Here is a 14,040-nt window from a genome sequence, read left to right as displayed (position 1 = left end):
AAATTAAAAACAAATCATACACCATTCCCAAATTAGTTTTGATTATAAATGTATCGTCAATTATTATAACATTCACATGTTCTTTATTTACAAGCTCTAACTATCGTAAAGAAAGTCGTTTTTTATACTTATCTTTATTAGTCCGTAAAATCCACACAAAATGAAGGAAACTTTACACAAAATAAAAACATTTTTCCAGTCGGTTCATTTTAAAAAATACGCCAAACGTTTTGGTATTTTTATTCTGATACTAATTGGATTGCTTTTATTGGCTTGTGGAGGATTATCAATTTACTTCAATCAGAATAAAACCGAAATTATTGCTAAGATCAATACCAAGATTAATGAGAATATAAACGGAAAGTTTCATATTGGCGATTTTCAGTATAAGTTTTTAACCGGTTTCCCGAATTTTACGCTGGCTCTCAAAGATGTCGAACTCAAGGACAATAAATGGAATACGCACCATCATACTTTACTGAAAGCACAGGAAATCGAAGCACGTTTAAACGTTTGGAGTTTGTTACAAAATGAAGTCAACATTCATAAAATCCTGATTAACGACGCCGATATTTATATTTATAAAACCAAAGACGGTTACACAAACTCTGATATTTTTAAAGCGAAAAAGAAAAAAACGCTCGAAAATAAATCAAAACCCGAAACCACGATTGACGAAATCGACCTCAGCGATGTTCATATTATTATAGATAATCAACTGGGAAATAAATTGTTTGATTTTGATGTTCACAGCTTAAAATCAAAAGTAGATTATGACGGAGACGACTGGAATACCGATTTATTTTTAGACACTCAAATAAACAGTTTAGCTTTTAATACCGTACACGGAAGTTTTGCCAAACAAAAAGAACTCAAAGGAACGCTGGCCGTTTCTTATCAAGCCGACAAACAAAAAATTGATGTTTCGACCAAAAACTTAAAAATTGGTTCAGATTCCTTTGATATTGTGGCTTATTTCAATATTGGCAAAACCAATTCTCTTTTCGGAATCAATATCAATACGCGCATTTTATGGAGTAATGCTTCTCGATTATTATCCGGAAATATCAGCTCAAAACTTGATAGATTTGATTTGAAAAAACCAATCGACGTAAACTGCGATCTAAAAGGCGATTTAAATGTTCACGACGATCCTAAAATTGTGGTTCAGGCTGTAGCCAAAAACAACGAGCTCACCATTCCCGACGGACGAATTGACAAATGTAATTTCAGAGGGATTTTCACCAATAATTTCAAACCAAAAAACGGATTTAACGATCCAAATTCTGCCGTAATTTTAACCCGATTTTCGGGAGAATATGAAAACATTCCGCTTACCATTCCGCAAGTTGTAATTAGTAATCTTGAAAAACCAATCGCAACCGGAAACGTAAGTTCTGATTTTGATATCGAAAGACTCAATCAGATAAGTAACGAAAAGTGGATTCATTTTGAAGAAGGCCACGCCAAAGCTAAGTTGAAATTTCAGTTTGATATTGTCGATTTGTACATTACCAAGCCAAGATTTATAGGAAATGTTGATGTCGACAATGCTTCATTTCATTATATCCCGAAAAATATTCAGGCGGTAAAAACCAATATTCATCTTGATTTTACCGAGAAAGCATTAATCATCAAACAAATTGCCTACAAACACAAAAAGAACACCATTTTTATAGACGGAAAAATCGATAATTTCTTAAACTTATATTACGACGCACCCGAAAAAATGGTCGTAAACTGGAACATTTATTGTCCTAATATTGATCTTAAACAATTTTTAGGCGTTTTGGCTTCTTCTCAAAAAAAGAAAACTGCACTTAAAAATAATAAAAGAACGACGATTTCCAATCATTTGCGAAATGTAATCGAAAATTGCATTGTGGTAATTGACATTAAAGCAGATAAAATCAATTATAACAAACTGACCGCAACCAATACCAGAGCAACAATCTCAATGCTGAATTCTAAATTGGTCATAAAAAATGGTTCGCTCCAAACTTCTGGCGGAAGCATCACTTTTAACAGTGAAGTTTTGCCAAGCGGAAAAAATTATGCCTTCAGTTCAAATGCACAGGTAAACCGAGTTGATATTGCGAGTTTTTTGAGATCGTTCAACAATTTCGGAATCACGTCTTTTAATCCGAATAATATAAAAGGAAGATTAACAAGCACCGCAAACGTAAGCGGATTTATCAACAGCAGAGGCGAATTAATTACCAATTCAATGCACGGAAAACTAAATTTCACCGTCAATCAAGGTGCATTGCTCAACTTTGAACCTATTGTAAAAGTGGGTAAATTTGCTTTTCCGTTTCGTGATGTCAAGAATATAACTTTCAGTGATTTATCCGGAAATCTCAACATGCGCGGAGAACAAATAGACGTAAATAATTTAACCATAAGTTCAAGCGTCCTAAACATCGATGTTGACGGAATTTATTCTTTCGGCCGAGGTACCAATCTCGCCCTCACAATCCCACTAAGAAATTCTAAAAACGACGCCAAACTCGCCAGCAAAGCCGAACGCGATGCTGTTCGTGAACGTGGTATTGTGCTTCATTTACTTGCTGTTGATGATGGTGGGAAAATGAAGATTAAGTGGGGAAAGAAGGAGAAGTAGGTATTCCTTTTTTAAAAATAAATTTCTCACTTTTTCTCAAAAGTTAGTATCTTAAACTATATTTACAGTTCTCTGGCAAGTAGATGCTACAGAAATTTTATAGCGCCAAAATTTTAAAAATAAAACAATTACTTAATGAAATCAGAAGTGGTAGATAACCTTGTTCAAGATGCTTTTGTAGAATGGTTTAACAATCCTGTTAACTTTTTAAAATCTTATGATGGATTAGTTACTACAAAAGTTTTGAACTTTTGGAATGACAGTTATTTTGATGGATATTTATTTAATATTGATCCTAAAAACCCTGAACATTCTGTCAATGAAATTGAGAAGTTGATTACTTTAAAAAATAACCAAAAAAACAATGACTGGAATGCTTTTAGTTATGCTACTGGCAGAGGTGTACCAAAAGCTGTTTTAGGTAAAAACAATTATATTAAATTTTTAAGTGAGTTCATTTCTCAAAAAAGTAATTTAAAAAAGATTTCGGATTTAAAATTGAACACAAATGAAATAATAAATTTTTCTGGGACCGAATTATCTTATGATGTATTCTATAAAAAAACTCAAGAATCTAACCTCAATTTTTCATCCTCATTAATCCTTCGTTTCATAGCTTCATTAATTTCTAAGCCTTTTGTAATTCTGAGTGGTTTATCTGGTTCTGGAAAAACCAAAATAGCACAAATTTTTGCACAATGGATTTGCGAAGATATTAATCAATATAAAATTGTTCCTGTAGGTGCAGATTGGACCAATCGAGAACCTCTTGTAGGATATCCAAACGGTTTGGTTTCTACAGAATACATAACTCCTGATAGTGGCGTAATTCATTTATTATTAGAAGCCATAAAACAAGGAAATGAAAATAAGCCCTTCTTTTTGATCCTAGACGAAATGAACCTCAGTCATGTAGAACGTTATTTTGCAGACTTTTTAAGTATCATGGAATCTAATGATACCATAAAATTATATACTGGGAATCCGAGAGAAAGTTTGGACGGTTTACAAATCCCTTTAGAAATATATTGGCCTAAAAATGTATTTATTATCGGTACAGTTAATATAGATGAAACAACTTATATGTTCAGTCCAAAAGTATTAGACAGAGCAAACGTAATTGAGTTTAGAATTACAGACGATGAAATAAACGATTTTTTAGCAAGTCCAAATATTCCAGATTTACAAAATTTACAAGGTCAAGGAATTGAAATGGCAGAAAGTTTCTTATTTATTGCTTCCCAAAATAACATTGTTGAAAATGACAACATCGCAAAAGAGTTGGTGTTATTTTTCAAACAATTACAACAAGTTGGTGCCGAATTTGGTTACCGTGCTGCATCTGAGATTTTGCTATTGGCAACAAAATTAAAAACCTTAGAGCCCACGATTAAAGATAATGATTGTTTAGACATTGCAATTATGCAAAAATTGCTACCAAAATTACACGGTTCTAGAAGTAAACTGGTAAAAATATTAATTGCCTTATCGAGCTTATGTTTGGAGGATATAACTAGAGAAGATTTTGAAAAGAAATTTGATGATCTTCATAAAAACAACTTTGAAGGAATTTCTGTAAAATATCCTATTTCTTTTGAAAAACTAATTAGAATGTACAAGAATGTACTGGCTAATGGTTTTACTAGTTATGCAGAAGCATAAAGTAATATGGAAGAAATCAAGGAACATATTCGAGTACCATTAACTTTTTTTAATGAAACTGATTTTTTAGAAATCTATCCTGAAAATATGGGTAGCCTTTTTGAAATTTCAGAAGAGAAAGCAAATGAGAATGGAGAAAGCACCTTTCAAATCTTGGAAGGTAATAGTTATGAATATGCCTTTACCAATAAAAACTATCGCTTAAATTGTAGTAACGTTAGTATAGTCTCACAGTCAAAACGTGATCCTTCTTTAGGCAGAATTGTGCCTAATATTTATGTTGGTACACTTACTTTATTTGTATCCAATACTATTCATAAAGACAAAGAATTTGAAATTACTCTTGAAGTTTTAGCAACTAAATTCGATACCGAACTCGATAAAAGCTACCGTGAAAACTACCGTTTTATGTTAAAGGACATAACTGATAAGTGTACGGAACTTTTAATGCAAATCAACTCTCCAGTTGAGCAAAATTTTGAAACAGACTTTTCAAGAGACAATGAAACAATCTATCAAAGATTTAGTTTTGTTAACTCTATCATTCAAAATAGAGATTTTGAAGAAGCAGTATTAAAAATTATAGCTTCTCCTAAAACCAATTGGAATACCGAAACAGAAGAAATTGATATTCGTAAAGTAAAAAGATTTGATAACGCTGCAACTAAACAAATTTCATCCGGTTCAAATAGAATCCCTTTACAAACATCGCATCCTTTATTTCGAGTAGGAATTCAATCAATTCCAAACAAAATAAATAGCTTTAGAAAAGTTGAACACACAGACACGTCTGAAAATCGATTTATAAAACATGCTTTGGATGTTTTTTTAAGATTTGCAGAAGATTGTCAACAATACTTTAAGGATAAAAAATATTCTAGACCACATATAGAAGCATCTAATTTGGTTACAAAACTTGATGGTTATTTAAGCCATTCTTTTTTTAAGGATATTTCCAGACCAATCTCATTAAAATTAAATAGCCCTGTTTTGCAGCGAAAAAGTGGTTATCGTGAAGTTTTAAGTACATGGCTGCAATTTGATTTAGCGGCCAAATTAATTTGGAAAGGTGGCAACGACGTATATAAAGCTGGCAAAAGAGATATTGCTACTTTATACGAATATTGGTTGTTTTTTACATTGTATGATCTATTCAAGTCTAAATTCAAAATAAAAAATATTGAGCACGAAGAGCAATCTTATAACCATTTGATAGAGCCAACCAAAGACGGTTTGAATGTAATGGTAAAACAAGGAAAACATACTGCTTTGTACGGTGATTTTATCACAGAAAAGAGAGCGTTAAAAGTAAAATTCTCATATAATCGTTCTTTTAAAGGAGGCACAAAATATACTGATGAGCAAGCGGGCAGTTATACAACTACACTACGTCCAGATTACACATTATCAGTTTGGCCCGCAATGCTAAAAGAAAAAGAAGCTGAAAGACAAGATCTTATCGTACATATTCATTTTGATGCAAAATATAAAATAACACAATTCCAAATTCAAACTTCTACAGATAGTGATTTAATAGAACAAGAAGAAAACAACGAGAGGAAAGGAATATATAAAAATGCAGATTTATTAAAGATGCATTCTTATAAAGATGCGATTAGAAGATCAGGCGGTGCTTATGTTTTATATCCTGGAACGGAAAAAAAGGAAATAAGAGGCTTTCACGAAATCATTCCAGGATTGGGTGCTTTTTCTATCAATCCAACAGGCCAAAATAATGACATCACAGAATTGTCCAAGTTTATAGATCTGGTTATTGAGCATTTACTAGACAGAGCATCCCAAAGAGAAAACATTAATTATAAAGCCCATAGTATTCATCAAGTTATTAAAGAAGATAACAACCTGCTCCATGAACCAATTCCTGAATATTTAAATGGCTCAAAATTATTGCCAGATGAAACATTTGTATTAGTAGGATATTCAAAAACAGCTAAACGATTTGATTGGTATAATGAAAATAAAAAATATTTTTTCCGAATGAATGATACTATTGGTTCATTAGAGTTAACAAATGAAGTAGTAAATGCGAAATATCTTTTATTAAGAAGAAATGGACAGGAGACCGCTTTCGATTTGTATGAAATAAAAAGCAACGGACTACAAGTTTATTCAAAAAATAGAATTATTGAACTCAATTTTCCACAGTCAAATAACTTAAAAGAACATTATTTAAAAGTGGATATTGAAAAAGTAAATGATTTAGAATTTGAAAATGTTAGTTGGAATTTTAAAGAATTAGATGAATACAAAAAGATTTTAGAAACAAATAAGAATATTTACAGTCAGGCAGGAATGCCTTTTACAGTATCATTAACTAAATTGATGAAGGTAAAAGAAATTAAATGATTATCAAATTAAACTTTCTAAAAGTGAATTCAAAACGCCATAAACGAAAGACAATCCAAAAAATAAAAAAGCCACCTCACAGTGGCTTTTTACATTTTCTTAATTTTCCACCTCAAAATAAGGATTCAAAATCTCGGCTAATTCATTCAGCCAATAATAACCTTTTTCAAGATTTGTTTTCTCGTTTTGAAAAGTTTCGCAATCCCGAATTATACTTAAAGCAATTAAATAATTGATTTGCCTAATCGCTTTTGCCAGACTTTCTGGATCAACTGTTTGGTTGAAGAAATCCGTTAATCGAGTTTCTGTTTCTTTGGAAAGGGTGTTTGTACTCATAAATTTGAAGTTTAGGGAATATAAAACCCATACGGATTAGCTGTCCTACGCCTTCAAATACGCGTTGCAGTTGTTTCCAATACCGCCAGCATACCGCATGGGCAAGAAGATTTTTTGTGTTCATAATTTGAAGTTTAGGACTGCAAAGATATTAAAAAACCCGAGCGAATTATGTGGTTTTCTTACAATTTAGTTTAATGGTTGTTGTGGGGTTTCTAGTGCGATTCTTCCTTCCTCAGAATAAAAAATTAACACTAAAAATATCATAATGTTTTATTAACTCGCTTGGCTTTTCGGTCCAAAAAAAATAGCTTTGAGAAACAAACATTAAATATAAACCGTTATGAAAATTCAAATCAATACCGACAAAAACATCGAAGGACACCAAAGATTAGAAAAATATTTCTCTGAAGAATTAGAAAAAGGTTTAGCGCGTTTTGAAGATAAAATTACACGCATTGAAGTACATTTTGGAGATGAAAATGGAGAGAAATTCAGCCTAAATGATAAAAAATGTGTTCTTGAAGTTCGTACAGCAAAACTACAGCCAATCACTGTAACTGAACATGCCGAAACTCTTGAAAAAGCTTTTAACGGTGCTTTGAGCAAAGCCAAAAAAACACTTACTACAACTTTCGAAAAACTGAAAGCGCACTAAATTTCAAAATACATAAAAAAAAGACGTTTCAGATTGAAACGTCTTTTTTTTATGTATTTTGAAAAGGTACAAAGATGCAAAGTGACAAAGGTTCAAAGTTTTCTTTGCGCTTGTTTTACTTTACACCTTTGTCACTTTGCATCTTTGCAACTCTTCTTATGATTTTGGCAGCGGAGCTCCTACGGCGATATCACAGCGATGTCCGGGCTGTCCGTGTGCCGGGTTCATTCCTTCTGCAACTGTTTTATTTGCATCGGTGCTTAATAGAGCCGGAACTGGATTACCTGCAGGAACGGTTACATTTTGTGTCATTGTTCCGCCTTGTGGTGTGGAAGCTGCGGGAGTAGTTTTAGCCGCTACCGGAGAATTTAAAGGCGCTCCAACCGGAATATCACATCTATGCCCCGGCTGTCCGTGCGATGGATTCATTCCTTTTCCAACTTTTACTGGCGCAGCTACTGTAGTAGTAACCACATTTTTTTGATTCGGATTTACTTGTACTGTCTGCCCTGCTTGCGCTGGAACTTGCTGTACCTGTTGTACTTGTTGTGTTGGTGCAGAATTTAAAGGTGCTCCAACAGCAATATCGCAGCGGTGGCCCGGTTGTCCGTGCGCAGGATTTAATCCTTTTGTATCACTTAAAACGGTGTTTGGGTTTGAAGCGGAAGCTTGAGTCTGAGTCTGCTGCACTACTGAAGGTGTTTTCGTTGTGTCTTTTGCAAGTCCAAGTCTTACCAATTCAGATGTTGCAGTACTTTCCTGTGGTTCTAATTCCTTTTTACAGGAAACAAAAAGTAATGAGGTTATAGCGAGTGAACTTATAAAGATTTTCGGGTTCATAATTTGGGATATTTTAAAGCACTCAAATATAATCACTTTTTAAGATTAAACCATATAAGTTATGTAAGATAATTTAAGTTGCTTTGTCGTTTAATCTCTCAAAAACTCTGAGTTTTTGTTAAAGTAAATTAATTAAGAATACTGTTTGTCATTTCGACGAAGGAGAAATCTCCGTAAGTAACTCCGCCCCTAGAATCCAATCTTTGTCGAGCTTCTCGTGGAGATTTCTCCTTCGTCGAAATGACATAAAATGAGAAAAATTGGTTAAACCTGTGAAATCCGTGCGCCATCAAAAATTCCTTATCTTTAATCTCAAATAAAATCTCTCATGAAAAAAACAATTCTACTACTTTTATTCGTTGCCTCTTTTGCAAATGCTCAAACCGACAAAGACAAAATCAATCAAACTCTTGATGCGTGGCACAAAGCTGCTGGCGAGGTAAAATTTGATGCTTATTTTAGTGCTTTGGCCGATGATGCGATTTACATTGGCACTGACGCAACCGAAAACTGGACTAAAAAAGAATTCTCAATTTGGGCAAAACCATTTTTCGACAAAGGAACAACCTGGAATTTTAAAGCGCTTGAACGTCATATCTTTTTTGATAAATCAGGAAAAACAGCTTGGTTTGATGAGTTATTAGATACACAAATGAAAATCTGCCGTGGTTCTGGAGTTTTGGTAAAAGTGGGTAAAGAATGGAAAATTCAGCATTATGTATTATCCATGACAATTCCGAATGATGAGGTTGATGCTGTAACCAAAATAAAAGCACCAATTGAAGACGCTTTGATTGCGAAGCTTCAAAAAAAATAAACATTTTTATGCTTTATTCTTATAAACATAACTTTTATAGGACTTTATAAGCGTCGGTATCAAATTAATTATAGTATAATTGACAATATTGGGTGTGTTTTGGAATAGTAAAATGAAAAACTATTAAAAAAGCGATCAGTATTTTACAAAATCGACTAAAATCAAAACACAACCACTATTTTAACAGCCCTTAAAATCTAAATATTTAATTTTTTTTAACTTTGACCCCAAAAAAAATAGGGTTCAATAAAGTATTTGAAAAAATGAAAATAGAGAAACGCTGGATCATTTCCTTTATCATTATCAGCATCGTTTGTATTATTGGGGCTTTTTGGCCAAATGTTACTGAAAATAGTTATGTATTGTCTGAATTTGGCACAACCGATCACATCGTCCCTGCGGATGTTGCCTGGATGTTAACTTCTTGTTGTCTGGTTTTAATCATGACACCGGGATTATCTTTCTTTTATGGCGGAATGGTAGGCCGTAAAAATGTGATTTCGACAATGTTGCAAAGTTTTATCTGTCTGGGTGTTGTAACTCTTTTATGGGTTGTTGTGGCTTTTAGCCTTGCATTTGGAGAACCTGTAGGTTTTGGTTCTGGAGATCACTTTTATAGTTTCTTCGGAAATCCAACCACTTTTGCCTTTATGGATTATGTAAACATTCTTCCGCATAAAAAATTAGCAAGCACAATTCCGTTTATGTTGTTTGCTTTGTTCCAAATGAAATTTGCCATTATTGCTCCGGCCATTATTACGGGTTCGTTTGCAGAACGTGTTCGTTTTATATCGTATTTATTATTCATCAGTTTGTTTACCATTTTTATTTATGCGCCTTTGTGCCATTCGGTTTGGTATCCAACAGGAGTTTTAGGAAGTTATTTTGGAGTAAAAGATTTCGCCGGAGGAACTGTAGTTCATATGAGTTCTGGTTTTGCAGCTTTGGCGGGAGTTTTAGTTTTAGGAAAAAGAAAAAACAGTCAGCATATTCCAACCAATATTCCGTTTGTATTATTAGGAACGGGAATGTTATGGTTTGGCTGGTTCGGATTCAACGCTGGTTCTGCGCTTGCTGCCAACGGAACTGCTGCTATGGCTTTTGCAACTACTACAACTTCATCGGCGGCAGCCATGTTAACCTGGGTTTTCTTCGATAGAATGAACGGTAGAAAAGTTTCTGCTCTTGGAGCTTGTATCGGAGCTGTTGTTGGTTTAGTTGCCATAACGCCAGCCGCAGGATTTGTTTCAGTTCCAGAAAGTATGTTCTTTGGATTCATTACGGCTTTGGTTTCAAACTCTGTTGTAAATTGTCGTTTATCAAAAAGATTTGATGATACGCTTGATGTTTTTGCCTGTCACGGCGTTGGAGGAATTATGGGAATGATTTTAACTGCGATTTTTGCGCATGGCGAAAATGCAAGTTTATTACACGGAGGCTGGAATGTATTTGCACATCATATGATGGCATTAGTTCTGGTTTCAATCTTTACTTTCTTTGGGGCTTATTTCTTATTTAAAGTAACGAATTTCATTATTCCGCTTCGTGTTTCTGAAGAAAACGAACATATCGGGCTTGATTTATCGCAGCACGACGAAACATTAGATCCAAAATTAAAACCAATTACAGAACCGCATTACGGTTAAAAATATATTTTTTTGCCACGAATTACACAAATTTTCACTAATTTTTTTTCGATTATGAAGCTTAAATTAATTCGTGAAAATTCGTGCAATTCGTGGCAAACAATCTAAAAAATATAGTCCCTATGGGACATTTTTATTGCTATGACATTTTTTCTACCGATATATAATCTCTCCGAGATAAAAGATTATGTTTAGAAAAATCTTTTTAATCCTAATAATCTGTGGCAAAAATTAATTCGCGAAAATTCGTGCACTTCGTGGCAAACAATCTAAAACGTATAGTCCCTACTGGACATTTTTATTGCTATCACATTTTTTCTACCGATATATAATCTCTCCGAGATAAAAGATTAATGTTTAGAAAAATCTTTTTAATCCCAATAATCTGTGGCAAAAATTAATTCGTGAAAATTCGTGTAATTCGTGGCAAACAATCTAAAACATAAGTCCCTACGGGACATTTTTATTGCTATCACATTTTTTCTACCGATATATAATCTCTCCGAGATATACAAGATTAGTGTTTAGAAAAATCTTTTTAATCACAATAATCTGTGGCAAAAATTAATTCGTGAAAATTCGTGCAATTTGTGGCAAACAATATAAAACATATAGTCCCTACGGGACATTTTTATTGCTATCACATTTTTTCTACCGATATATAATCTCTCCGAGATAAAAGATTAATGTTTAGATAAATCTTTTTAATCCTAATAATCTGTGGCAAAAATTAATTCGTGAAAATTCGTGCAATTCGTGGCAAACAATCTAAAAGATAAGTCCCTACGGGACATTTTTATTACTATCACATTTTTTCTACCGATATATAATCTCTCCGAGATAAAAGATTAATGTTTAGAAAAATCTTTTTAATCACAATAATCTGTTTCAAAAATTAATTCGTGAAAATTCGTGCAATTCGTGGCAAACTTATTTTAAACCTAATTCAACTATTTTCATTCGTTTATATTCCTTAATTTTGCTGAAAATTTTTGTAAAAAGTGGGAAGTAAAAATAAACTAAAAAGATTCAGAGAAAACGAAACATTTCAAAACGTTTTTCAACCAACAAGAGAAGAAGTTGTAGGCAATTTAATGCCTTTGAGAGGAAAATGGAATTCGGATTTCTTTAAAAATGATAATCCTCTGGTTTTAGAATTAGGATGCGGAAAAGGTGAATACTCAGTTGGATTAGCAGAAAAATATCCCAACAAAAATTTTATCGGAATTGATATTAAAGGTGCGCGTTTCTGGCGTGGTGCTAAAACTGCTGTTGAAACCGGACTTCATAATGTTGCTTTTGTTCGTACTCAAATCGAACTTATCAATCATATTTTTGCTGAAAATGAAGTGGATGAAATCTGGATTACTTTTCCGGATCCACAGATAAAATACAAGAGAACAAAACACAGAATGACCAATTCTGAGTTCTTGAAATTGTACAAAAAAATCCTTAAAAAAGACGGTGTCGTAAATCTTAAAACCGACAGCGAATTTATGCACGGTTATACGCTTGGACTGCTTCACGGAGAAGGCCACGAAGTTTTGTATGCGAATCATAATGTATACAGAAATGAAGGAAGCCCGGAAGAAGTTACTGCTTTTCAAACATTTTATGAAAAACAATATTTAGAAATTAACAAGGCAATTACGTATATTCGTTTTAAAATTAAAGACTAATTTAATTTTAAAAAAATCTTTTAATCGCTTAAACAACTGAATGGTATATCTTACTCCATTACTTTCAGGCTTTATTGCCGCTGCAATTGGGATTATTCCGCCGGGATTAATCAATATGACGGCAGCCAAAATAAACCTGAAAGAAGGAAAAAAGAATGCTTTATGGTTTGTTATTGGAGCGGTTTTAGTGATTTTTTTTCAGGTTTACGTCGCGGTTTTATTTGCGCAGGTAATCGACAATCGTCCGGATGTTGTTACTTTATTACGTGAAATAGGTTTTGTTATTTTTTCGATCTTAACGATATACTTTTTGTTTATTGCCAAAGAACCAAAAACCAAAAAGAAATCGAAGATTAAAAAGAGTAGTAAAAAAAGCCGTTTCTTTCTTGGAATGCTGCTTTCTGCATTAAACTTTTTCCCTATTCCGTATTATGTTGTCGTAAGTGTGACTTTGGCTTCGTACAATCTTTTTGTGTTTGAAAACAGCATTATTTTTACTTTTGTTTTAGGATCTATTTTGGGTTCATTTGCTGTTTTATACAGTTATATTGGTTTCTTTGAAAAGATCGAAAAGAAAACCGATTACTTAATGCGAAACATGAATACTATTATTGGAAGCATTACGGGATTAATTGCCGTTGTGACGCTTTTTAATATTTTGAATTACTATTTCGGGTAAAATTTATAGGCCACAGATTTAACGGATTAAAATGATTTTTTTTTACTTTGGGGTTAAATATTTTACACGGATTTATTTAGAAGAACTAAAAGGATTTTAAAAAAAATAATCTGTTTAAATCTGCAAAATCTGCGAGAAACTTAATTTTTTATAGACCAAGAAAAATCATTTTAATCCGCTAAATCTGTGGCAAAAAAAAATTATGGCTGAGGAAAATTTTTTCGAAAGAGTTTATGTGATTGCCAGACAAATTCCGTTTGGGAGAGTAACTTCTTATGGCGCAATTGCAAAGGCTTTGGGAACCGCACGTTCTGCACGAATGGTAGGCTGGGCAATGAATGCGTGCCATAATATGGACGATGTTCCTGCACATAGAGTCGTAAACCAAAAAGGTCTTTTGACAGGAAAACACCATTTTGACGGAACTAATTTAATGCAGCAGCTTTTAGAAAACGAAGGCATTAAAGTGGTAAACAATCAAATTGTCGATTTCGAAAAACACTTTTGGAAACCTGAAGTGCAGTACTAAAATTTTTCACCATATAAGTGATATAAGTTCATTTTAGAGCTTCCTGCAAGGTTTCTAAAACCTTGTAGGTATAAATATCTTTTAACTAATTACCTATAATTGGTAACTATAAAATACCTACAAGGTTTTAGAAACCTTGCAGGAGACGCGAAGGAAACTTTGTCAAAGTTGAATACTAATACTTCTTTTTAAATGAACTTATAT

Annotated in this window: 11 protein-coding genes; 9 read left to right on the top strand and 2 right to left on the bottom strand. The window is 33.1% G+C overall.

Annotated elements, in window-relative coordinates:
* The first annotated feature begins 160 nt into the window (after positions 1 to 160).
* The 3 genes from NLJ00_RS07065 to NLJ00_RS07055 all read left to right on the top strand — a co-directional run bounded on the left by NLJ00_RS07065 (position 161) and on the right by NLJ00_RS07055 (position 6,652).
* On the top strand, positions 161 to 2,623 hold the full coding sequence (locus tag NLJ00_RS07065; protein ID WP_256636708.1) for an AsmA family protein: 2,463 nt from the start codon (positions 161 to 163) through the stop codon (positions 2,621 to 2,623).
* A gap of 135 nt (positions 2,624 to 2,758) precedes the next feature.
* Positions 2,759 to 4,285 (top strand): McrB family protein, encoded by a 1,527-nt coding sequence (locus NLJ00_RS07060; protein WP_256636707.1) that lies wholly within the window; start codon positions 2,759 to 2,761, stop codon positions 4,283 to 4,285.
* 6 nt (positions 4,286 to 4,291) lie between these two features.
* A complete protein-coding gene (locus NLJ00_RS07055) occupies positions 4,292 to 6,652 on the top strand; it encodes a DUF2357 domain-containing protein (RefSeq protein ID WP_256636706.1) in 2,361 nt (786 codons plus the stop codon).
* Positions 6,653 to 6,751: 99 nt separating this feature from the next.
* On the opposite strand, the gene NLJ00_RS07050 is transcribed toward NLJ00_RS07055, so the two are convergent.
* Positions 6,752 to 6,988, bottom strand: coding sequence for a hypothetical protein (locus NLJ00_RS07050; RefSeq protein ID WP_256636705.1), 237 nt, complete (start codon positions 6,986 to 6,988; stop codon positions 6,752 to 6,754).
* A 343-nt stretch (positions 6,989 to 7,331) separates the two neighbouring features.
* Between NLJ00_RS07050 and NLJ00_RS07045 the strand changes: the two genes are divergently transcribed.
* Positions 7,332 to 7,646 (top strand): HPF/RaiA family ribosome-associated protein, encoded by a 315-nt coding sequence (locus tag NLJ00_RS07045; RefSeq protein ID WP_053469929.1) that lies wholly within the window; start codon positions 7,332 to 7,334, stop codon positions 7,644 to 7,646.
* Positions 7,647 to 7,802: 156 nt separating this feature from the next.
* Here NLJ00_RS07045 and NLJ00_RS07040 read toward each other — a convergent pair whose 3' ends face one another.
* A complete protein-coding gene (locus NLJ00_RS07040; RefSeq protein ID WP_256636704.1) occupies positions 7,803 to 8,486 on the bottom strand; it encodes a hypothetical protein in 684 nt (227 codons plus the stop codon).
* Between the two features lie 328 nt (positions 8,487 to 8,814).
* Between NLJ00_RS07040 and NLJ00_RS07035 the strand changes: the two genes are divergently transcribed.
* From NLJ00_RS07035 to NLJ00_RS07015, 5 genes are all read left to right on the top strand, one after another.
* Positions 8,815 to 9,303 carry a nuclear transport factor 2 family protein gene (locus NLJ00_RS07035; RefSeq protein ID WP_256636703.1) on the top strand — a complete coding sequence of 163 codons (489 nt, stop codon included), beginning with the start codon at positions 8,815 to 8,817 and terminating at the stop codon, positions 9,301 to 9,303.
* Positions 9,304 to 9,566: 263 nt separating this feature from the next.
* The gene (locus NLJ00_RS07030; RefSeq protein ID WP_053469926.1) at positions 9,567 to 10,949 is read left to right on the top strand and encodes an ammonium transporter; all 1,383 of its coding nucleotides are present in this window, start codon (positions 9,567 to 9,569) and stop codon (positions 10,947 to 10,949) included.
* A 1,001-nt stretch (positions 10,950 to 11,950) separates the two neighbouring features.
* Complete coding sequence (gene trmB / locus NLJ00_RS07025; RefSeq protein ID WP_053469925.1) at positions 11,951 to 12,628, top strand: tRNA (guanosine(46)-N7)-methyltransferase TrmB; 678 nt, start codon at positions 11,951 to 11,953, stop codon at positions 12,626 to 12,628.
* A gap of 40 nt (positions 12,629 to 12,668) precedes the next feature.
* On the top strand, positions 12,669 to 13,307 hold the full coding sequence (locus NLJ00_RS07020; protein ID WP_256636702.1) for a LysE family transporter: 639 nt from the start codon (positions 12,669 to 12,671) through the stop codon (positions 13,305 to 13,307).
* Positions 13,308 to 13,509: 202 nt separating this feature from the next.
* Complete coding sequence (locus NLJ00_RS07015; RefSeq protein ID WP_053469923.1) at positions 13,510 to 13,836, top strand: MGMT family protein; 327 nt, start codon at positions 13,510 to 13,512, stop codon at positions 13,834 to 13,836.
* Positions 13,837 to 14,040 lie beyond the last annotated feature (204 nt).

Source organism: Flavobacterium panici (assembly GCF_024499525.1).
In the GTDB taxonomy this organism is placed as follows: domain Bacteria; phylum Bacteroidota; class Bacteroidia; order Flavobacteriales; family Flavobacteriaceae; genus Flavobacterium; species Flavobacterium panici.
The sequence above is the reverse complement of the archived record's forward strand: the minus strand, read 5'-3'. Positions and strand labels throughout refer to the sequence as shown.

What these genes read in the sequence shown, in the direction of transcription:
- NLJ00_RS07065 (WP_256636708.1), top strand. Translation starts at nt 161, where the DNA reads ATGAAGGAAACTTTACACAAAATAAAAACATTTTTCCAGTCGGTTCAT.
- NLJ00_RS07045 (WP_053469929.1), top strand. Translation starts at nt 7,332, where the DNA reads ATGAAAATTCAAATCAATACCGACAAAAACATCGAAGGACACCAAAGA.
- NLJ00_RS07060 (WP_256636707.1), top strand. Translation starts at nt 2,759, where the DNA reads ATGAAATCAGAAGTGGTAGATAACCTTGTTCAAGATGCTTTTGTAGAA.
- NLJ00_RS07015 (WP_053469923.1), top strand. Translation starts at nt 13,510, where the DNA reads ATGGCTGAGGAAAATTTTTTCGAAAGAGTTTATGTGATTGCCAGACAA.
- NLJ00_RS07055 (WP_256636706.1), top strand. Translation starts at nt 4,292, where the DNA reads ATGGAAGAAATCAAGGAACATATTCGAGTACCATTAACTTTTTTTAAT.
- NLJ00_RS07040 (WP_256636704.1), bottom strand. Translation starts at nt 8,486, where the DNA reads ATGAACCCGAAAATCTTTATAAGTTCACTCGCTATAACCTCATTACTT.
- NLJ00_RS07050 (WP_256636705.1), bottom strand. Translation starts at nt 6,988, where the DNA reads ATGAGTACAAACACCCTTTCCAAAGAAACAGAAACTCGATTAACGGAT.
- NLJ00_RS07035 (WP_256636703.1), top strand. Translation starts at nt 8,815, where the DNA reads ATGAAAAAAACAATTCTACTACTTTTATTCGTTGCCTCTTTTGCAAAT.
- NLJ00_RS07030 (WP_053469926.1), top strand. Translation starts at nt 9,567, where the DNA reads ATGAAAATAGAGAAACGCTGGATCATTTCCTTTATCATTATCAGCATC.
- NLJ00_RS07020 (WP_256636702.1), top strand. Translation starts at nt 12,669, where the DNA reads ATGGTATATCTTACTCCATTACTTTCAGGCTTTATTGCCGCTGCAATT.